Below are 21,203 nucleotides of genomic sequence, written 5' to 3'. Positions count from 1 at the left end.
GTCAGTCCTCCCATTGAAGGTCGTCGACGGCGTCGAGGATGCGGTCGACGCTCGGCAGGTAATAGTGCTCCAACTTGGGAGACGGGAACGGTACGTCGAAGCCGGTCACGCGCAGGACCGGGGCAGCGAGGTAGTGGAAGCAGCGTTCCTGAACGCGGGCAACGATCTCCGAAGACACTGAGGCGAAGCCGTGGGCTTCGGCGATAACCACGGCTCGACCGGTCTTGCGGACAGACGCGCAGACGGTTTCGTCGTCGAACGGCACGATGGAGCGGACGTCAATCACTTCAAGTGAGCGTCCCTCCTCGGCAGCGGCTGCCGCCGCGGCGAGGGCTGTAGGTACGGACGGACCGTAGGCGATCAGCGTCGCGTCAGTGCCAGGACGCGCGACGGCGGCGCGCCCCTCGGTGGAGGTCCCGGCGTCGTGCTCTGCCCGCAAAGCGTCCAGGTCAACCTGGTCCTTGGACCAGTAGAGCTTCTTGGGCTCCATGAACATCACGGGATCATCGGAGTCGATGGCCTCGCGCAGCATGCGGTAGCCGTCGGCAACGGTGGCCGGGGTGTAGACCTTCAGACCGGCAGTGTGGGCGTAGTACGACTCGGACGAGTCACAGTGGTGCTCCACTCCACCGATGCCGCCGGCGTAGGGCACGCGGATGACCATAGGCATCTTGAGCTTGCCCTTGGTGCGGTTGTGCATCTTGGCTACGTGGCTGACGATCTGTTCGAAGGCCGGGTAGGCGAAGGCGTCGAACTGCATTTCAATGACGGGACGCATGCCATTGATGGCCATGCCCACGGCCATACCCACGATGCCCGATTCGGCGAGCGGGGTATCGAAGCAGCGCTGTTCGCCGAACTCGGCCATGAGTCCGTCGGTGATGCGGAAGACGCCGCCGAGCATGCCGACGTCCTCGCCGAAGACCAGGACGGACGAGTCGGCGCGCATGGCGTCGGACATGGCCGTGTTGAGCGCCTTGGCCATGGTGATGGTCTGCGGTCCGGTGGCCTCAGCGGTTGCTGCGGCGGATGCGGCTGCGCTTGCCGTGGCAGCGCTGACGTTGCCGTTGACGGAAGTGGTGACGGTCATTTTGCGCTCTCCTCGCGGGCGAGTTCGCCGGCGAGCAGTTCTGACTGCTCCTTCAGCTGCGGGGTGGGTGTGGAGAAAACGTACTTGAACAGGTCCAGCGGCTGGACGGGCACGTCCTCGCCCAAGCCTTCGCGGAGCTGCGTGGCGACGGCTTCTGCGTGCTCGGCAATCCTGGCGCTTGCATCGTCGTCGAGGAGGCCCTTGTCCGAAAGGTACGCCTTCATGCGCGCCAGCGGATCCTTGGCCTGCCATTCGGCGACTTCGCTGTCCGGACGGTAGCGGGTGGCGTCGTCGGCGTTGGTGTGCGCCTGCATCCGGTACGTGTGGGCCTCGATCAGCAGCGGGCCGGAACCTTCGCGGGCCAGCTTCACGGCCCGGTCCATCACAGCGAGCAGCGCGACGAGGTCGTTGCCGTCCACGCGCTCACCGGCCATGCCATAGCCAACAGCCTTGTGGGCCAACGACGGCGCCACGGACTGGTGGCTGAGCGGCACGGAAATGGCGTACTTGTTGTTCTGCACGAAGAAAATGACGGGCAGGTGGAAGACGGCCGCGAAGTTCAGGGCTTCGTGGAAGTCGCCTTCGCTGGTGGCGCCATCGCCGCACATGGCCATCACCACGGTGTCTTCACCGCGCAGCTTCGCAGCGTGGGCGACGCCGACTGCGTGCAGCAGCTGCGTTGTCAGCGGAGTGCACTGGATCCCGACATTGTGCTCTTTGGGGTCGTAACCACCGTGCCAGTCGCCACGGAAGATGGTCATGACTTCTACCGGGTCAACGCCACGGGTCATGACAGCGACGGCATCGCGGTACGTCGGGAACAGCCAGTCGCCTTCGCTGAGGCACATTGCGGCTGCCACCTGGCAGGCTTCCTGGCCGTGGCTTGAGGGGTAAACAGCCATGCGGCCCTGCCGGACCAGCGCGGAGTTCTGGTCGTTGACGCGACGCCCGACGACGAGTCGCTCGTAAGCGGCCATCAATTCGGCATCGCCCGGGGTTGGGTACTCGTGGCCGGGTTCGGTGCCCTGCTCATCCTTGGAACGAAGCGTGCCATCCGGGTTCACCATCTGGATCTGGTGCCGTGCCGGCAGCATGTAATCCTCAACGCTGATGCCGAATTTTCTCCGAACGTCAGCAGCCTGGTCCTCTACTGCCGCTTCCGGCGCAGAGTGGTCTGCGTGGATCGTCATTGGTCCGTCCTTCTCTAGCCACTATGTGCTTCCAGTATGTTCCCGGCAGATGTTTCGTATCCAGCTTTCGGCTGAATCATGGAAGAGCTTGCCCAAAGTGGCTATTCTGAAAGACAAATTGCAATTGTGAGCTGGGTAACGTGCCCGTGCTGTAGACGATTTGGAGAGCACATGAGTGAGGCCGAGGCGGAGCAGACCGCCGTCCCCCTGGACAGCGTTGACCGGGACATCATCCGCGAACTCACCACGGACGGCCGGATGTCCATCACTCAGGTAGCCGAGAACGTGCACATCAGCCGGGCACACGCCTACTCCAGGATCGCCCGCCTTACCGGCGAAGGCGTGCTGACCAAGTTCACAGCCCTGGTGGACCCCATCAAGGCCGGTCTCAGGTCATCGGCCTACGTCACGCTTAAAGTCCAGCAGCATTCATGGCGGGAACTGAAAGAGCACCTGCGGGCCATCCCTGAGGTCCACCACATCGCACTGGTTGGCGGCGACTTTGACGTGATCCTCTTGGTTCGCGCAACCGACAACATCCACCTGCGCCGTGTGATCTTCGACCAATTGCAATCCATGGATGGAGTGCTGGATACGCAGACTTTCCTTGTTTTCGAGGACGTGGATACGCGGTAGGTCTTGGCCAGGTCAGAGACGGGGTTTCGCGAACCTTAGACTTGCCGAGTGCCCCCAAAATCTGCGCTGGTCAAGCGCGCTGCTGCCTGGATCATCCTGGCCTGTTTGCTGGGGCCAGCCCTCTGGCTGATTGCTGCAATCCAGTTCTTTTACAGCCCGCCGCAGGCCACCCCGCACCGCACCGATGCAATCGTGGTGCTCGGCGGCTTAAGCAGGGAACGTCTCCCCGTTGCACTCGAGCTTCGGGACTCCCTGAACATTCCGATACTCGTCATTTCCACGACAGGCACCCCGGGCAATGTTGAGGGTGACGCCATCTGCAGTGAAAGTGACGACGACGATGTCCACCTGGTGTGTTTCCGCCCCGCCCCGCTCAACACCAGGGGCGAGGCCACTGCACTGGGTGAGCTTATTGCCGAGCACGGTTGGCAATCGATCACCGTAGTTACGTCCGATTACCACGTGGTCCGGGCCGGCACTTTGATGGGCCAGTGCACCACCGCTGAAGTTCAGATGGTGGGCTCGAAACCGCAGCTTTCACCGGCCGATTGGATGCAGCGGTTTGTGGTCGAAACAGGCGGCCTCGTAGACACGTGGCTGCGACCGGAGTGTCGACTCTCCAGGTGAATCCGGCGCGGACTATCCATTCGCCGCGGTGCGAATGACCAACTTCCGTGTGACAGTTCTGGTTTAACAAGACCGATCACCGCAAAAGTATTGTCACGAATTATCTAACGCTTTCACATAGATTTTAGTTCTTGAAGAATTCAGTCAAGTTATTGAGTTTGGTGTGCTCGCGCGTCATCCTTTTGCCATAGGTCCAAGGTCTCACCCTACGAGTCCGAGGATCCGCCGTGGCAAAGTTGCAAGCAGAGACGTCCACCTTCAGCACTGACAATGCCCGGCATCTGGCGATCAGCCTCCTAGCCGCATTTGTCTTGGTCATGGGATTCCTCCACGGATCCCCCGCGCAAGCGGCAGCGCCACCACCCGTATATCCCATTAGTGGATACTTCATTTTTGGCAGCACCAGTGATGACGCGAATCTGAAGAAACTTACGGACATCAAGTCAGTGGGCGGGGATACCGTCATCACATTCGGGTCCCAGCTCAAGCCAGCAACCGCTGCTTCAGCCCCAGCAGGCTGCCTGGTTTCCGGCGTCAACTGCGTGACGGCGGCCACGTCGGGCATCTCCGTCAACAGATACTTCACCTATACCGACGGGAACACGTGGGGAGCACCCACTCTGGCCTGCCCCCGGGATAAGACCGTTACAAGCGGAAGCACCGTTTACACGGTGATGGTCATTCCCACACAGGGTACGGGTTGCACTTCATCAAACAACTCATATGACGTTGTAATAATCACGAGCAGCACAGCTTCTATTTCAGTGTCAGTGGCCAAGGCAGCTACTGCCCTAGGAATGAAGTTCTATGCCGGGATGCCTGCTCCTGTGAAGCGAACCGACGTTACCTATCTCGCTGACCTCTCCTATCAGTCAACATTCACGGTCTTCACTAACCGCTTTCTCCAATTCCAAGGGAAGGTGAACAATGTTGCTGGCCTGGTTGGGTACTACCACCACACGGAGATGCCGGTCGCAGCCGGTGCCATCTGGGACTCAATTTTGACTGTATATCGTATACAAAACGCGGCTATTGCCAAGCTTCAGCCCACACGATCGGCTTTGATCAGCCCCTATCTCGACACTCGTATGTCGAATACCGGTCGAGTCACTGTGGACAATGCACGCGCAGGCATAGAGAAAATGGCCGGGACCGCGAATGGAGTACGTCTTGCAATCGCAGTCCAGGACGGGATGGGAACGGGCAAGACAGGTTCCTACTTCGGCCACGAGAGCAACCTTAACGTAGACCAGTTTGCCGCTTCCGTGGTTGGCAATGGCACTTGGGGTAGCAAGTACGCGGCGCCAAACCGTGACTACTTTCTGGCGATGGCTCAAGGTATTGAAGGAACCGGCGCCGAGTTGTGGGCCAATATGGAAGGGATGGCTCCTGGTACAAGCCAGAATCCTTGCGATGGCCAATTCCGCGGTCAAAGCACCAAAGCAAGGCACGACCGGCAACTTCAGCAAATCGGGAACTACCCTGTGAAGATAATTTCTTACATGTGGGATCCCTTCTACACCTGCACGGGAACGTGGGCGCCGATGTTTGACCAGATGAGGGCCGGCAACATGACACCCATAATCACGGACTCGATTTTCTACGGGAATGGAGATGTGCTGGTCACTGGTCAGAACCTAAGTGGCGGCACCGTCCAAGTGAAGTGGACTGACACTTACGGGCGGGTCTTTGATAAGACCGTCACGGCCGTCAACTACAACCCGAGCTATGGCGCACAACGAGGCATGAATCCGCGACTGGAATCAGTGACAGCCAAACTGGGCAGTACATCCCTTGGGTCGGGAAAGTACGTCTACATCAACGTGACCAACGGGTCTGGCGTCAGAAACGACGCGCCCTACTCTGATCGAGGTTAGTCCTGCTGACAGGGCGGTCCGCACTTGAAGGTGGGGCCGCCCTTTCGGCTGTCTCGGCCCAACGCATCATGGGATTTTCGTCCTTGAGCTGACGCGGAGAGTGCGGCTCTGTTGCCCTCCGAATGTGGAGCCTGACCCCTCGGATGCAAGAATTGACCGTGGCCATGCTTTATCTGGACGCAGCTGAGGAGTGAAGAAGTGACGAATACTATCGGCCAACCGGTGGTCCTTTCGCCTTCCCCGCGACACATGCGCAAGCGTCGCTTCCGCGGGGAGGTCCCGCCCTCGCAGTTGCCTGGACATCGTCCGCTGGAGAGGCCGGTACCCGAGGTCATGGCCGGGGCAACCGTAACCAAACCCGGGCTCAAGGCAGTCCCTGCACCCGTGGCATCTTCCCCGAGTCCGGAGCAGGAGCAGGTTCAGGGCTCCAAGAAAGCAACCCTTCGCCAGAAACGTCTGATCGCGTTAGCCGCTCTTATCCTGGTGTCCATCAGCATCCCGTTGCTGGTGCTGAGCTTGATGTTCGCCGCCTGATTGCTGGTTGCGGCACCCGCAATTAATCACTTCGGTTGACCGTGCGATAGCATCGGCTGGTCAGCCATCGTCTTTCCCGGGGGAATCCATGCCCAGCGTCATGCCTATTTTCGGTACCCGTCCGGAAGCCATCAAGATGGCTCCGATCGTCACAGCTCTTCAGCAGTCTGCCGACTTCGACTGCGTGGTGACTGTGACCGGTCAACACCGCGAGATGCTGGACCAAGTCAACGAGTTGTTTGGGATTGTTCCGGACCACGACCTGAACATCCTTCAGCAGCGTCAGTCGCTGTCTGCGATCATGACCAGGACAATTGATGGGCTGGACAAACTGTTCACGGCTAACAAACCGGATGCCGTCATCGTTCAGGGCGACACCACCACATCGACGGCCGGCGCCATTGCTGCTTTTTATCACGGAATCCCCGTGGTTCATGTCGAGGCGGGGCTGCGAAGCGGCGATCTCTTTTCTCCGTTCCCTGAAGAAGCGAACCGAAAGATTACCAGCCAAATTGCTAGTCTGCACTTGGCCCCCACGAGCACCAGTAAGGCCAACCTCCTGGCCGAGGGAATCGCTGAAGTCGACATTGTCATCACGGGCAACACGGTGATCGATGCTCTGCTCACCACTGTCGATAAGAACGTCCCCTTCTCCGATCCGCGGCTTGAGGAGGTGGCCACCAGCGGCCGCCGGATCCTCCTTGTCACGACCCACCGCCGCGAGAATCAAGGGGACGCAATGCGTGGCGTTGGACGGGCCCTGGCCCGAATTGCCGACGCCGAACCGGATCTGCTCATTGTGCTGCCAGCCCACAAGAATCCTGTGGTGCGCGAGGCAGTTCTACCTGCCATTGAGGACAAGGCCAACGTGCTGGTCACCGAACCTTTGGCTTACGGAGAATTTACGCGAATGCTATCGCTGGCACACATCGTGCTCACGGACTCCGGCGGAGTTCAGGAAGAGGCACCGAGCTTGGGCAAACCGGTTCTGGTTATGCGCGAAAACACCGAGCGCCCGGAAGCCGTACACGCTGGCACGGTCACGCTGATCGGCACAGACGAGGAGAAGATCGTCAAGGAAGTCGACCGCCTTCTGAACCAGCAGGACGCGTTCGATGCCATGGCCAACGCTGTCAACCCTTACGGCGATGGCAAGGCGGCCGAACGGACCGTAGCAGCAGTCGCCGAACTTCTGGGCATAGGAATTCGAGTGCCGGAATTCAATAGCGAGATCGAACCAGCACGCTAAAGCCGTGGTATTCCCGACAGCGGGATACCAGGCGCAACCAATGAAGGTCACTCCCCCAAACTCAGAAATTGGAGCCAGCGTTGCTACGCAAACTCTTTGATCGCCAGGAACAACAACAGCAGCAGAGCATCTGGACCGCTGAGGAGACGGCACAGCCTCGCGGCATCGCTTTGCTCGACACGGGCAGTGACCCTTCCGCTCACGTGATGCTGCGCAAGCGGCCCTATGAAATTCGTCTGGAAGTGGTTCCCGGCTCGGAAGTAACGGCCCGCTTTCAAACAGTCAGCAATCCGGATCAGCATGGCACCAAGGCCGGGATCATTTGGGTCAAGTTCCTGGACGCCAGCGGCAATGAGGTCGCAAGCAGAGGCCGAATCAGCAAGGGCCGGCAGGGAAACTACATCTACATCGTGCCCGATGCACTCGGTCTTGCCGACTCGACGTTGTACATACCCACGGACTGCACCGAAGTAGTCTTGGGATTCGCGCTTTGGAAGGGCTATCCAGGAAGTTTGTCCCTGGGGAATAGCGTAAGCGTGGATCACAGCGTCCTGCCACCCTTCGCTGAGACACGGCGAACGAGTAGCGACGATTTGCGTCAGCATCGGATTTCCATTTCGCGCGGCGACAACCCTGCATCGGAAGTCGAACTGCGGAAGGAACCGTTGTGGCTCAGTCTGTCCACACTCGATTCCAAGCACTTTAGTCTTCAGGGGCAATTGGTCACTTCGGAACCAATTAACCTCCGGGATATCGTCGTCCTGTTCAAATTTGACGATAAAAATGGGTATGAAGTAGGTAGCCTCACAGACATCCCAAGAGGCTCGGTCGGCGAATACCTCTATATCGAGCCGGACTCGGCAGGCTCCTTCTCCTTTGACGTACATGCGCCGGCAGATTGTGCCAGCGTGCGGATTGGCTTCGCTGCCTGGCGTGCGGCTCCCGCCAAGGTCAAGATTCTGAATGCCCTCGACATTACTGAACTGGCCGCGGATTCGGCTGAGAGCTTTCGCCCAGGCTATGGAGCCCCTCAAGTCGACCCCAATGCGTTGCGTTTCGATAGATTGCACGAGCTCGGAACCAACGTGGCCGTCACGGCCCGCGCTCGATGGACGCGGATTCCTATCGCGCACGTTGCGGGCACTCGCCTTCAGGTCAAATTCGGTGTAGTTCCCCGAGTCGATGGCCTATCCAAGAAGAGTGCGCTCACACTTATTGAATTTGCTGACGAGGACGGCACCAGGATCGTCCCCGCCGAGCTCTCAACGTCGAAGAAGCATGGAGCTTACAAATACATCGACGGACGGCGCCCAAACGAGGTATCAATCTCTCTGAGCGTCCCTCGCGGAGCCGCCGAAATTCGGGTAGGCACCATGCTTTGGGAAGCCTCGGCCAACCAGTTGCTGACCAGCAATCAAATTTGGGTTGAGGCGCCAAAGGCAGGCAAAGTCAAGGCGAAAGCAGTCGCTGCCATCAAACAGGCCACAACAAGCGACGATGCAGACACACCACGGCGGGCCAGGGACTTGAAGGTCGCGCTGATCGCCGACGAGTTCACATATAACTGCTTCAAGTACGAGTTCAACCCGATCATCATCGAACCTCAAAACTGGCGTGCCCGCTTTGAAGAGGATCGGCCGGACGTATTCTTCTGTGAATCTGCTTGGTCTGGCGTGGACAGTGAGAAGCGGCCGTGGAAGGGCCGCATCTACGCAAGCTCCAACTTTGCCCGGGAGAACCGTACTGAGCTCCTTGAGATTCTCGAGTGGTGCAATAGCGAGGGTGTCCCAACAGTCTTCTGGAACAAGGAAGATCCCACTCATTTCGACGATAAGATCCACAACTTCATCGACACCGCGGTTCGGTTTGATCACGTATTTACTACCGACGTGACGTGCGTACCGCGTTATGAAGAGGAATACGGACACCCGAGTGTTCATTGCCTTCCATTTGCAACGCAGCCGAAACTCTTCAACCCCCTCGAAACATCTCCGCGGGCGGCAGGAGTCTCTTTTGCTGGAAGCTGGTATGCAAATCACCTTGAACGTTCATCAGAAATGGAAGTTATTTTTGACCAGATCCTCGAAGCGGACCTGGAACTCCGGATCTTTGATAGGTTCTGGGGATCGGATGATGAACTTCATCATTTCCCTGAGCGCTACAGGCACCTGACGAATCCCGCTGTTCCGCATTCAAAAATTGCAGAGGCCTACAAATCGACGACGCTGGGCCTCAACATCAACACCGTGACATCGTCCCCTACGATGTTCGCGCGTCGCATATTCGAGCTCATGTCTTGCAACACTCTTGTGGTCTCCAACTACTCGCGTGGTGTCGCAGACTTCTTCGACGGACGAATCCTGTTCGCTGGCGACGGGCATTCGGACATTCATGATCTAGACGCCGCCACCGCGGATCTGACCAGGCATGCTGCTCTCCACGACGTGCTGGCAAATCACACGTACGAACGACGCTTTGAACAGATTCTGGACAGCATCGGCTTCACTTACGCCAAAGCACACCGGATGGTGACACTGGTTGTTCCTGTGGAGAGCGAAGCTGAATTGAACCAGGCAATCGCGCGCCAAGGTGAGTTTGTTGATGTCGTCGATCGTTTGGTCATCGTTCTCGGACGAACTTTCCAAAAGAGCGACGCAGCGTTCCTCCAGGCCAAGTATGGCCGATTTGGCGTGGTAGTGCTGTCCTGTGCTTGGGCGGCCGACGAGGCGCTGGACCCCTCCACCTACTTGAGCGGTGACGTGTTTGCCCTCATATCCCCCGATTCGAAGGTCAGCGCAAAAACCATCTATGAGGCGACACTGCATCGTGCATATGTCGACGGACCCGTAGTCATGCAGTCCGGAGATCCATACCGGTTCAGTACTGAACACGCTGTCGAGGGAATCGTTGCCGGCCCGGCATTTTTCAAGAAAGCCGTCGTCAACTACGGCAAGTCCGTGTCCGATAACTTCTACCTCGTTTAGGGGTTGAATCAGCCATTGCAAATCCTTGAGGATTCTCCGGTTATGAAGCTCAGCATCGTTGTCCCGTGTTACAACGCAGAAACTAAAATTGGACTCTGCCTGGAGTCCTTGGAACGGATCGACCTTCCCGAAGACTCCTTCGAGGTTGTTTTCGTCGACGATCGCTCGTCCGACGGAACACTGGCTTTACTCAATGAAAGGGCCCGGGCGCATTCCAACTGGAGAGTCGTGGCGCTTGCAGCCAACAGCGGCTCGCCCTCGCGCCCGCGAAACGTTGGCACATCCAAGGCCGCAGGAGAGTACGTATTCTTCCTGGATAGCGACGACGAGATCCTTCCGGATGCACTGCGACGGCAGCTTGAATTGGCCGCAGAAGAAGACTCGGACATTGTTCGTGCCTCGTTGTTCACGGTGGAACGTGGCAAGAAGCCCCAGCTGTTGAACAAAGTGCAGGACTTCAAGAACGCGGCTTCCCGGACCGAGAAAATCGCGAAGATCGTCCGCGACCAGAGCACGACAAACTCGTCGCTGATCCGTCGCAGCCTGCTCATCGACAACGGCATCATCTGGCCCGAGCACCTTCATATGGGAGAAGACACGGTCTTTCTCAACAGTGTCCTGTCTGTCGCTCAGAACATCTCGTACCTTGATGAGCCAGCCATCGTCTACCACAAGTCCATAGGGTTTGTGCGGTCCACGACACAGCAGTACGGCGCCCGTGAACTTGCATCTCATCTGGAGGTTTGGGAAAGCGCGGAATCCACCCTGGCTCGGGTTGGTCTCAGTTACATGGAGATCAGAGGTCACGTCGCGTTGAGGATGGCCCTGGAGTCGATCTACAGATTCAATCGGGGCGACATTGACGCCGGGCTCTTCTCCAAGCTGTCGCGTCTTGTTCAAAACAACTGGGGCTCCATCAAAGGCAGGCCGTTCAGGTCGCGTATCCGCGAAACCCTTGAAATTATCAATAATGGCGACTATGAGCAGTTCCAACAGAATATCAAGCAACGTCTGCTCATCGCCGGTATGGATCTGAAGTTCATTTCTCCAGCCATTCCGTCCCTGCGCGAGCATTACGACGTGAAACTGGATGAGTGGACGGGTCACGATTCCCACGATGAGAACCAAAGCCTGGAGCTTCTGGAATGGGCCGATGTAATTTTCTGTGAATGGCTTCTGGGCAACGCAGTTTGGTATGCAAATCACAAGCTTGCACACCAGCGTCTTGTGGTCCGACTCCACAGGTTTGAACTCAACGCCCGATTTGGGCATGAGGTCGATCAGTCCAAGGTGGACTGCTTCATTTCGGTGTCGCTGCACACAAGCGAAGACATGATCCGCACATTCGGCATGGACCGGACACGTGTGCGTATCATCCCCAACTACCTTGACGTAAACGCATATGAGTCCAGTGACGATCCAGCCAAGACCCGAAGGTTGGCGATGGTCGGGATGTTGCCAAAATTGAAGGGCTACCACCGCGCACTGGAGCTTCTCCACTACCTCAATGCGCATGGTGATTACTCACTCACAGTATTTGGCAAGGGCCCGCAGGATCTCCCTTGGGTGTACAAGAATCCAGTGGAGCGCGACTACTACGAGACGTGCGAGCGGTACATCGTGGACAACAACCTCACCGAGAAGGTCACTTTCTCGGGTTGGGTCGACACCAAGACAGCATTGGCTGACTTTGGTTTTGTGCTTTCGCTCAGTGACCTGGAGAGCTTCCACGTTGCCCCCGGTGAGGGCTTCGCGTCGGGGAACCAGGGCGTTTTCCTCCCTTGGCACGGTGTGGATTACATCTATCCCGAGGAGTACATTTTCGAGGACATCTTCGGAATACGCGACTACATTCTTGCAAACCAGGAGCTCGAAGCATTCAACAAGAATGCCGAGCGGGGCCAGGAATTTGTTCGCGAGCGGTACTCACTCGAGGCCTTCATCTCACTCGTCCAAGAAGCACTCGAAGAGGTCTAAGGCGCTGTAACTCTCTGCGGGCGCAACCAGGCCAATACAGGCCTGGTTGCGCAGCCGCGACAGCCTAGGCTGTCGCGGATGCTGCGGCCACTGGGCCACGAAGGACTAATATCTCGTTCAAGAAGCCATCCTTGACGACGACACCAACGTGATCCCAGGACTCCCCAGCTGCTTCGAACTCGAAATTCGGCTCTGATTGTGCCGGGTAAAGGTGAGTCGAAGCTCCCGTGCTGTGGAAGAACGAGTAGGTTGCCCCTCCGTACCCCTCAGGCATTTGGCCCAGCTCCACACGTGCTGTCCAAACCCCTGCCGTTTGGGAAACCTCGAGTGTCAGCTCTTCCGTGATACGTGGAGCCAGCGCACTCAGGTCCCGTGGCAGAGTTGAGAAGGGCCGCGCACTTACCGGCAGTGCTGCATCCACCAATCGAAGGGCCGAGTGAGCATCGTTTTCAAGTGTCTTTAAGGACCCCATGGCAGCCAAGACTGCTGTACTCGGCAAGGGTGCGTGATCCACCCCAAAATCGCGCAGAACGGCCAACCTCAGCTTGTCCTTTTCATGCACGCCCCGGCCCATGTGCCTGAACCCTGCCGTGCTGATGAATGGCGCAAGGTGATGACCGACGTGCCAATCAGACGCATTTTGGAAGATCAGGACCCGCCTCGGCGGAGTTCCATCCTCAGCCAATCCCATCAAGTCGTAGGTGATCTGGAATTCATCCAAGAATTCCTTTGTAGGATCCTCCCACCGAGGAGCCTGAAGAGCTGAAACTATTTGAGAACCAAAAGCCGATTCAAAGTAGGCCTTGGATGCTGACGGACTGTACTTGAAGATGTCCGTCTGAGGGTTCCACGCCAGCACTGAGCATTTGTCTCCTAGCTGGTAGCCAAAGTAGAGCGCCGCAAAACCACCACCGGATCCACCGATCAGTAGGAGCTCCCTGCTGTAGAGGTCAGCGATTTTAGCTAGCAGAGTAGTTATCTTCCCCTGCACATCCTGATCCCGGCTTCCCGCATACCAGGCAAGGCCCAAGGAGCTGTCAAGATTGAGCGTGGGGTCGGAGATGGCTACGAAACCGCATCCAGCCCTTTGCGCCAGGGAGCGTCCAGAAAAGAATGGCCCGGTCTTTTCTGATCGCTTGTCAACGGCGCCAGTAAAAAAGACTGGTAGAGCTGTATTGTTCGATTCTGCCTGGACAGCGTGGACCAGTATTTCTATTGGTGAACCAGAGGCGTCAGCGACGACGTGCAGACCATCCGCCAGATCAGTCGTGGCCAAGAATTCATTGATGTCACTCCAGTTAACGACTGGCGCCTCCCACCGCTGATAGTTCGAAGGGGCCAAATCCGACATCTCAAACCTCTTTCCGCTGAAAGCGACAACGCTCGTCCATGGTCAAAGGCATCGTCATTCGCCCAACCGCTCCACGAGCTTTCCTACTAGCGCTTCGAGCTGCTCTATGCGCTTGCTCAACTCGGCATGACTCGTCTCAGTATCAGCACGTTGAGACTTGAGGTCGTTATTGACCAACGCAATGCGGTAATACAAGTCTCTCGTTGCCAGATTTGTACTTGTCCTGAGGACCGCATTCCGACGCTCCATGGCGGCACGCTCACGCGGATTCCTCGCAGGAGCCATGATGTATGTAGGTGTGGCATTAAACTGTGCCACAAACGAATATCCGATTTCGGATGCAAACTGCTCAAGAGAAGTTTGTTCGGAGGCCGTGGCCGCTTCGCAAACGAGGATGGGGCGATCTCGCGCGATAAGGTCAGCCGCACCCCGGAGCACCGCCACGTCCATACCCTCGGCATCAACTTTGATCAGAGACACTTTTCTTTCGATGCCCTCAAGGTCAAGCGCACTGACCCTATAGTCACCCTCGGGCGACAGGGCAAACGCACTCGCCCCTACGTTCTCAGGATCGAACCGGGAGAGTTTTGCACGAGCCGTGAACTGCCCCAGGGCCTTCCGTCTAATCTCGACGCGATCATCGAGAAAATTCTGCTCCACGTTCATTTGGAGGACATCAGAGGCTAAAGCAAGTGGCTCAAACGCCAGCACGTCAGCTTCGCATATTGCGGCAAAGTACAGCGTGTGGTTTCCGATGTTCGCGCCAACATCAATGACATAATCGCCAGGCTGGAGATAATCACTTAGAGCGCCAAGAAGTTGCCATTCGTAGAACATCTTGGAATTGGCTATTGTAGTGGCGATATGGTCGCCCTCTAAACCACTAATCCACACTCGCTTTCCATGCATTTCAATGGAAGTGCGAGATCCGACAATGGTGTCGTCCGTATTTTTCATAGTGCCCTCGCTATGGAGCTGGCCCTTCTGGGGCGAGCTCAATTTACGGCCTAGTCTAAGTCACGCCTCGGTCGGTACCAACTCGACCAACTCGCGAGAATCTAGGACCAATAAGAACGTGCCTCCACCGGGAGGGCGATGTCTTGATCTGCATCTCCAAAAGCGATGGCGCTTCTAATCGAGGAGCGTCCAGCAGGAGCCGAAATCTCGACCGACCAGCACGGTTCCGACTCATAGAACTTCACGGCCCGCCAACCTTTGGGCATGTCACCGCCTGATCCTAAATGGAAACGGATCGTATTAGTTGACTCCGTCCACAGAACAAGTTTTGCATCGCCAGCCACAACCTCCAGCGAACCGTTGCGCTGGGCTATTTCCGCATTTCCAGGGAATAGGAACCTTTGAATAGCCTGTTCTTCATCTGGTGCAGAAAAGGAATCAGTGATGAAGATTGTTGCATCACTCAGAAATGTATAGAGCCGCTCCGCCTGGTATGCACCATCCAAAACATAACCACAAGCGACTTCTTCGTGACCCAGGAGATCCACTCGCCTGTCTATCCAGCTGTATTGCCTGGGCGGTTTGACCAAGAACGCGTCGATAGGTCGCACATGGTCGAAGCGAGGGAAGTACAACCCTGAGTGGCCGCGCTGTGAGACTATCGCCACGCCAACCTTGTCCGATGCGTCATATGTCAGGAGACCGGCGTCGATCACGAGATCAACATTCTTATGTTGCAGACGCAACGACGTGTCGTCCAGATGTTTATGGACGACACCACGATATCCAGAGATTATGGAGACGTAAGATGATTCTGTCTTTCGAACAAACAGTCCATTGTTGGGAGAGTACAACTCTCCAAGAGTCGACGGGTAGGGGGATACGCCTCCCGCATCGTCGCCTATGGGCGGCACTTTTCCGTCGGAGAAGAGCTGCAGGGCAAGCGAGTCTTTTGCCCTTGACATAAGCGACTCCCAGATCTGAACGTACTCCGGCTGCAAACCCGTCCTACGGAGAAATGTGATCATGGTGTCCACGACGCGCATATAGAGAATCTGATAGGCCGGCGTGTTCTCATTCACGATGCCGCTGTCATCGAATGCCGCTTGGATTATTCTGTCAAACTCTTCAACCCCGGACCGCCCACAATCGGAGGCAATGTCACTGACGCCTTGGAACACGAAGGCAACATGAGCAAGCGCTCGAGTCAACATCATGCCGTGATTGTTGAACTTGATCATGCCTTCCGACAAGGCCGAACGACCCACGACTTCGACGAAGCGGAGGAGCACTTCCTGTCTCTCTGGATAGAGTTCACCTCGCGCAACGAGAGACGCGTAGACCCCAGAGACAGCGAGCAACTGCGCGGCATGGGCATGATCGAGGCTATTCATGGGCACGTAGTCCGACCTTGACTGCTCACGAGTGAAGTACGCCTCGTAGCTGGCAAAAACAGCGGCGGTAGTAGCCCAATCTCCGTGGTCCCAATACAGGTAGGGAGCGTATGTGAGGCTGTGGAGCCAAAGCCTTGACGTAGCCAGGTCAGTGGGGAACTGAAATGCCCAGTCAGTGTCTGCGCCTGGTATTGCGGCTTTGGCTCCATTTGGAAATGTCACTTCGTATCCGCCATCGACTGGCTGGATAGTCCATATGTCTGACAACGGGCCAGTGTAGCTCGCAGCATAGTCCTCCAGGGACATGCCCACCGTGGTCAGTTCCATTTGTGTTCCATTCATAGTTCTCTACTTGCAGCGGCGTATGGGTTTTCAGCCTAGAATTGCTGGCTTCAGCGTTTCGATGTCGGAGTCACGCCAGATTCCCCTTGTGTCGATGATTTTCTTGCCGGCGAGGACCGTGGGGAAACGCTCTTGAATTCGTCGTGGTCTACAAGGACTACAACAACGTCAGCCTCGGCGATTGCCTCGTCGGTGCTTGTGAGCTGAACGTTGTTCCGCCCAGCAAGAGCCGTCGGCAGCGTCTCAATATGCGGCTCAGCAACCAACAGTTTGGCGGTGGGCAGTTCATCGGCCAAAGCCGCCGTAATCCCAATGGCCGGTGATTCCCGAAGATCGTCAATGTTGGCCTTGAAGGCCAAACCGAGGGTGGCGATCTTTGGTGAGCTTCCCAACGACTCAGCAGCCTTGCGGACCTGTTCAACTACCCATTCCGGCTTGGAATCGTTCACTTCGCGGGCTGTCCTGATCAGTTGTGACTCATCCGGTGCGGCGGCAACGATAAACCACGGATCAACCGCAATGCAGTGGCCGCCGACTCCGGGACCCGGCTGGAGGATGTTTACGCGCGGGTGGTGGTTGGCCAACCGAATCAGTTCCCAAACATCAATACCCAGCTTGTCGCTGATGACCGAAAGCTCGTTGGCGAACGCAATATTTACGTCACGGTACGAGTTCTCTACCAGCTTGGCCATCTCCGCCGTGACGTCATCGGTGATCAGGATTTCGCCTTGGCAGAAAACTGCGTAGAGGTCCTTGGCCAACACGGCTGCTTCGGAGGTTATGCCGCCGACGATCCGGTCATTGGTGACCAGTTCGATCATGACACGGCCTGGAAGCACTCGCTCCGGGCAGTGAGCGAAATGGATGACAGGCGCTCCGCCGGCGCCGTCCAAGGAGAGGTCCGGACGCAGTGCCAGAATGTAGTCCGCCAGATGGCGGGTCGCACGAGGAGGGGATGTCGACTCGAGGATGACGAGTTCGTCGCCCTTCAACTGCGGCGCGATTCCGCGTGCTGCGGCTTCGATGTAGCTGAGGTCCGCAGATCGGTCCTCGCGGAAGGGAGTGGGGACGGCGACAATGTAGGCCTGGGCCGCCGGTGTCTCTACCGTAGCTCGCAGATTTCCCTGGCTGACGGCGCCTGCAACGTGAACACCAAGATCCGGTTCCACGAACGGGACTTCTCCACGGTTTACCGCGTCCACAGTGTTCTGATTCACGTCGACACCAATGACCTTGACGCCGTTGGTGGCCAGGATGGCGGCGGTAGGCAACCCGATGTAGCCCAGCCCTATTACTGCAACAGTGTTAATGGTTGTCACTTTCGTCCCCTATTTTCAAACGGTGATGTGTTCTTTGGGATCTCCAAAGAACTTGATTTCGCCAGACGCCGCCAACTCTTCGTCAGAGACGTCCCAAGTGTGCCCTTCCGCTTGACGCATCTGGCAGAAGTTGAATCTATCGGCGGCATAAATGGAGCCGCCTGCCGTAGTAACTGCTTTCAGGAAGGCAGTGTCCTCGCCTCTGTTGAGGGCTTCGAAGGGGTGCGCTTCAAAGACCTCCCGGCGGGCCGTGATGGTCGGCCCCATCACGAAACGGCTGTACTTGTGTTCCTTGTGAGGCATGCGCAGCACTGTCGCCTTGCTTGATACAAAGTGCATGTGATGCGCATGCTTTCCAACAACGTCGGCCTTGGAATAGTCGAGTGCGTACAGCAGATCTGCCATGTAATTCGGACCATAGTAGTCGTCATCGTCCATTTTGGTCAGGACTGCTCCTGAGGCGGCCTCAACGCACAAATTCAGACATTGTCCCAGCGAAACATCGCGAGTCTGCGTCAGCACTTTGTACTGGCGAACGCCATACTTTTTCGCTAGTGCTTTCGCTCGACTAGGAGTGACCTCAAATCCGTGGGTCAGCAACACCAGTTCGATCTCCACGCCGAGCTGGCTACCCACCGTTGCAAAAACTTGCTCCAGCTGATGTGGCCGAATGGTCGGTACCAACGCGCTGACTGTTGGAAGTCCGACAGTCTGCATACGCTCCGGTAAGACGGAGGCGACAATGGCCTCAGCTCTGTGTGCATAGGTGTTCTCGGACCACACTCGGCGCTGTCCCCTGTGAACTACGCGATCATTCAGCTCGGGACTACGGGCGAGCATTCGTATCTGCTGAGCTCCCTGCTCCCGAGTCTCAGCAACCAACACCTCGTCCGGGGCGAAGAAGCGTCCGATGGCCGCACTCGGAGTCGACACTACTGGGGTGCCGCATGCGGTGATCTCAAAAATCCTCCGGGCGCACATGCTGGGCGAATCGACCACGGAATTCACGTTCAGGAAGACTTTATAGGCCCTGTATGCGGTCAGCATCCGAGCGTAGTCGAGGCTTCCGACCACGTTCTCGTCAAACGGCACGGGGAACTGGTAGTTGGAGTCTCCGCCCAACTGGCGGGAGAAGATCTCGAGCGTGGGCCCGGACATGGTGGCCGCATCCCTCGCGGCCGTAAGCAGCAAATCCATCTGCTGCCGGCGCTCCGGGTATTTGTGAGCGAAGTACATCCCCGCGAAGGCAACTCCGCGCGAATGCCGTCCCTCCCCTATTCGGATCGGGTTATGAATGGCCGGCTGGGCAGCAAATGGAAGGGCAGCGATCCGCTCGTGTCCCAAATCCTCCTGGTAGAACGGGATTCGGTCTGAATCACTGGTGAAGACAACGTCGAACTGACGCGCGGCATCAAGGAAGTCTTCGTAGTGTGGCGGGTCTTCTTTGTTCCAGAAGACGGTCGGAATCGATCGCTTGCGGCACCATTTCATGAGCTCCAAGAACTCCGGCTTGGGACCGGACGTGCCCGTGAGCTGATATTTCCAAGAACCTTGGTTGCCATTCCACGCAGATTCAACGAACAAGAAGTCGATCTGTGTGTCGGCGAGCTGCTGCAGCCATTGATCCTTGCGGAGATGTACCAGATTCCACTCAAACGAGAACGCCGCAGACGAAAAGTCGTCCAGGATCACGCCGACGGTAAGGTCTGCACGCCGCGGCTCGCGGTCCGGAATCCGATGGGGGCCGAACCTCGGCGGCGCATCTTCCTCTGACTGCAGCTTGCCTGTCAGGCGACCCGAGCCGATCCGTTTATCGATCCTTCTCCGCCTGAGCCATTCGTTGAGCTGTTCCAAACCGCCTTCGCGCAAATGCCATGCGGCCTTGCGGGCGTCACTGATGATTGCCATCTCAGCGGCCTTCCATTCGGCGACCACTGGCTCGCTCCAGAACCTGGGTTGCAACGAGGTTCGCTCTGGCCTGATCTTTGATCTTGCCGGCGGTAATGTTGTTTCCCTTCGAGAGATGCGAGGAAAACTCATGGTAAAGCTGAGTGGTTTCCTCAGTTTCTCCATCCATGATCAGTTCGCCTTTGTCCAGCCAAATCACGCGGCTGCACATGTTCCGGATAGTGTCCAGGCTATGGCTCACGATGAAGACGCAGCCCGCCTGGGCCCTGAGCTCATCCATACGCGCCTTGCTTCGATTGCTGAACTGCGCGTCTCCCGTATTCAAGGCTTCGTCGACCAGGAGTATCTCGGGATTGACTGCTGCGGCAATGGCGAACCGAAGTCGTGAAGCCATACCCGAGGAGTAGGACTTCATGGGCAGGTAGATCGCCGATTCCAAGCCGGACACTTCAACGATGCTGTCGAAGCGTTCATCGATCTCCTGGATGTCCATTCCCATTGCGAGACACCCGAGGACGACGTTTTGATCCCCGGACAGGTCAGGTACCAGTGCGGCGTGAACACCAAGGAGTACCGGCGTACTGGAGGCGTAGACCGCACCCTCTGTTGGCGCTACCTGTCCACTGATCAACTTCATCATGGTGCTCTTGCCCGAGCCGTTGCGGCCGATGATGCCCACCGACTCTCCGCGTTCCACAACCAATGAGATTTCCTTCAGCGCGCTGACGGTGACGAGGTTGTCTCGACGGAAAACCTTCCGAAGACTACCCCTGAGGCCCTTTCGGGTGGACGTCGACCCCACCGAAGAAGGAACTTTGTAGGTCATCTTGACCTTGTCGACCACTACGCATGGTGGTCCGTCCAGAAACACAGCCTGATCAATCGCGACCATAAGTCTCTTCGCCCCTCCAGAAGAAAATGAACCCAATCAGCAGGGCTGAAAGTGCCACAACGGCAAGAGTCGCCCACGACTCCCAGGCGGGGACTCGGTCGTACAGCACGCAATCCCGGACTATCTCAATGACGTTGTACAGCGGATTGAACTTCATGACGGCAAGCAAGGCAGGCTCATGAACGAATCGCTCATATGAGTAGAAAACAGCCGAGCCGTACATCCAGGCACGGATCGCGAACGGCAATAGGTGCGTTACATCGTGAACTATGGAAATCACCCTGGCCAGGATCATGCCAACACCAAGGTTGAAAAGAAACTGGAGCACGATGGCCGGAACGATGAGCGACCACAGCCAAGTGATCTTCTCTGCTGGTGGCAACAGCACAACCAGCAGCAGCATCCCCAGAACTAGCGGGACAGCTGAAAGAAGTTCCCTGATGTTGGCACCGAGCGGAAGTGCCGCCCGCGGAAAGTTGAAGGCCTGAACTACGGATTTCCCGTTACGTATGGACCGGGCACCTTCTGTGATGGCGCCAGCACTGAACTGAAACATGAAGATGCCGACAACCAGATACCCAATAAAGTTCTCGATGCCGCCGCTGGTGTTCAGCAGCAGACCGAAGATCACGTAGTACGTGAGTCCGTTGAAGACGGGGTTGAGCAGGAGCCAGGCGCTGCCAAGGCGGTCCTTGCGTGTGCCGGTCTGAACTCGCGCACGAGCATCGTAGAAAATGAACTGCCGATAGTCCCACAGCCTGACCAGATAATCCAGGAAGTTTGGCCTTGAACCGACGCGCGACAGCTTCCGCATGTCTACGGACATCGGCTGGATGGCCGCAGGCGGCGGTAGCTTTGCCTTTTTTGCGGACACTA

15 protein-coding genes and 1 pseudogene are annotated in these 21,203 nt (G+C 57.2%); 7 read left to right on the top strand and 9 right to left on the bottom strand.

Annotation, left to right across the window (positions count from 1 at the left end; translation table 11 throughout):
* Nucleotide 1 precedes the first annotated feature (1 nt).
* Together ACIQC5_RS01130 and pdhA are read right to left on the bottom strand one after the other, a co-directional pair.
* Nucleotides 2–1,090 carry an alpha-ketoacid dehydrogenase subunit beta gene (locus ACIQC5_RS01130; protein ID WP_400277812.1) on the bottom strand — a complete coding sequence of 363 codons (1,089 nt, stop codon included), beginning with the start codon at nucleotides 1,088–1,090 and terminating at the stop codon, nucleotides 2–4.
* Complete coding sequence (gene pdhA / locus ACIQC5_RS01125; protein WP_400277811.1) at nucleotides 1,087–2,280, bottom strand: pyruvate dehydrogenase (acetyl-transferring) E1 component subunit alpha; 1,194 nt, start codon at nucleotides 2,278–2,280, stop codon at nucleotides 1,087–1,089. Before pdhA ends, ACIQC5_RS01130 begins: the two co-directional genes overlap by 4 nt.
* Before the next feature lie 171 nt (nucleotides 2,281–2,451).
* Here pdhA and ACIQC5_RS01120 point away from each other — a divergent pair, with 171 nt between their 5' ends.
* The 7 genes from ACIQC5_RS01120 (at nucleotide 2,452) to ACIQC5_RS01090 (ending at nucleotide 12,164) form a co-directional block, all read left to right on the top strand.
* On the top strand, nucleotides 2,452–2,916 hold the full coding sequence (locus ACIQC5_RS01120; protein ID WP_400277809.1) for an Lrp/AsnC family transcriptional regulator: 465 nt from the start codon (nucleotides 2,452–2,454) through the stop codon (nucleotides 2,914–2,916).
* A gap of 48 nt (nucleotides 2,917–2,964) precedes the next feature.
* Entirely contained in the window at nucleotides 2,965–3,543 is a 579-nt protein-coding gene (locus ACIQC5_RS01115) for a YdcF family protein (RefSeq protein ID WP_400277808.1), read from the top strand.
* A gap of 227 nt (nucleotides 3,544–3,770) precedes the next feature.
* On the top strand, nucleotides 3,771–5,420 hold the full coding sequence (locus ACIQC5_RS01110; protein WP_400277806.1) for a hypothetical protein: 1,650 nt from the start codon (nucleotides 3,771–3,773) through the stop codon (nucleotides 5,418–5,420).
* A gap of 198 nt (nucleotides 5,421–5,618) precedes the next feature.
* Nucleotides 5,619–5,954 (top strand): hypothetical protein, encoded by a 336-nt coding sequence (locus ACIQC5_RS01105; RefSeq protein WP_400277805.1) that lies wholly within the window; start codon nucleotides 5,619–5,621, stop codon nucleotides 5,952–5,954.
* 88 nt (nucleotides 5,955–6,042) lie between these two features.
* On the top strand, nucleotides 6,043–7,203 hold the full coding sequence (gene wecB / locus ACIQC5_RS01100; RefSeq protein WP_400277803.1) for a non-hydrolyzing UDP-N-acetylglucosamine 2-epimerase: 1,161 nt from the start codon (nucleotides 6,043–6,045) through the stop codon (nucleotides 7,201–7,203).
* 68 nt (nucleotides 7,204–7,271) lie between these two features.
* Nucleotides 7,272–10,187: a glycosyltransferase gene (locus tag ACIQC5_RS01095; RefSeq protein WP_400277801.1), complete on the top strand. Its 2,916-nt coding sequence runs from the start codon at nucleotides 7,272–7,274 to the stop codon at nucleotides 10,185–10,187.
* A gap of 42 nt (nucleotides 10,188–10,229) precedes the next feature.
* Nucleotides 10,230–12,164 carry a glycosyltransferase gene (locus ACIQC5_RS01090; RefSeq protein WP_400277800.1) on the top strand — a complete coding sequence of 645 codons (1,935 nt, stop codon included), beginning with the start codon at nucleotides 10,230–10,232 and terminating at the stop codon, nucleotides 12,162–12,164.
* Between the two features lie 64 nt (nucleotides 12,165–12,228).
* On the opposite strand, the gene ACIQC5_RS01085 is transcribed toward ACIQC5_RS01090, so the two are convergent.
* The 7 genes and pseudogenes from ACIQC5_RS01085 to ACIQC5_RS01055 form a co-directional block, all read right to left on the bottom strand.
* Nucleotides 12,229–13,515, bottom strand: a complete 1,287-nt coding sequence (locus tag ACIQC5_RS01085; RefSeq protein WP_400277799.1) for a hypothetical protein — start codon at nucleotides 13,513–13,515, stop codon at nucleotides 12,229–12,231.
* Nucleotides 13,516–13,569: 54 nt separating this feature from the next.
* Entirely contained in the window at nucleotides 13,570–14,472 is a 903-nt protein-coding gene (locus tag ACIQC5_RS01080; RefSeq protein ID WP_400277797.1) for an FkbM family methyltransferase, read from the bottom strand.
* A 101-nt stretch (nucleotides 14,473–14,573) separates the two neighbouring features.
* Nucleotides 14,574–16,193 carry a heparinase II/III family protein gene (locus tag ACIQC5_RS01075; RefSeq protein WP_400277796.1) on the bottom strand — a complete coding sequence of 540 codons (1,620 nt, stop codon included), beginning with the start codon at nucleotides 16,191–16,193 and terminating at the stop codon, nucleotides 14,574–14,576.
* Nucleotides 16,194–16,238: 45 nt separating this feature from the next.
* Nucleotides 16,239–17,527: pseudogene (gene wecC / locus ACIQC5_RS01070) on the bottom strand (UDP-N-acetyl-D-mannosamine dehydrogenase).
* 15 nt (nucleotides 17,528–17,542) lie between these two features.
* Nucleotides 17,543–19,462 (bottom strand): glycosyltransferase, encoded by a 1,920-nt coding sequence (locus tag ACIQC5_RS01065; protein WP_400277795.1) that lies wholly within the window; start codon nucleotides 19,460–19,462, stop codon nucleotides 17,543–17,545.
* Nucleotides 19,437–20,327, bottom strand: coding sequence for an ABC transporter ATP-binding protein (locus tag ACIQC5_RS01060; protein ID WP_400277794.1), 891 nt, complete (start codon nucleotides 20,325–20,327; stop codon nucleotides 19,437–19,439). The genes ACIQC5_RS01065 and ACIQC5_RS01060 overlap by 26 nt, the downstream gene beginning before the upstream one ends.
* Nucleotides 20,314–21,201: an ABC transporter permease gene (locus ACIQC5_RS01055; protein WP_400277792.1), complete on the bottom strand. Its 888-nt coding sequence runs from the start codon at nucleotides 21,199–21,201 to the stop codon at nucleotides 20,314–20,316. Before ACIQC5_RS01055 ends, ACIQC5_RS01060 begins: the two co-directional genes overlap by 14 nt.
* Nucleotides 21,202–21,203 lie beyond the last annotated feature (2 nt).

Source organism: Paenarthrobacter sp. NPDC092416 (assembly GCF_044755025.1).
Lineage (GTDB): Bacteria > Actinomycetota > Actinomycetes > Actinomycetales > Micrococcaceae > Arthrobacter.
Note: the sequence above shows the minus strand (reverse complement) of the source record. Positions and strands in the feature narration are given on the sequence as shown.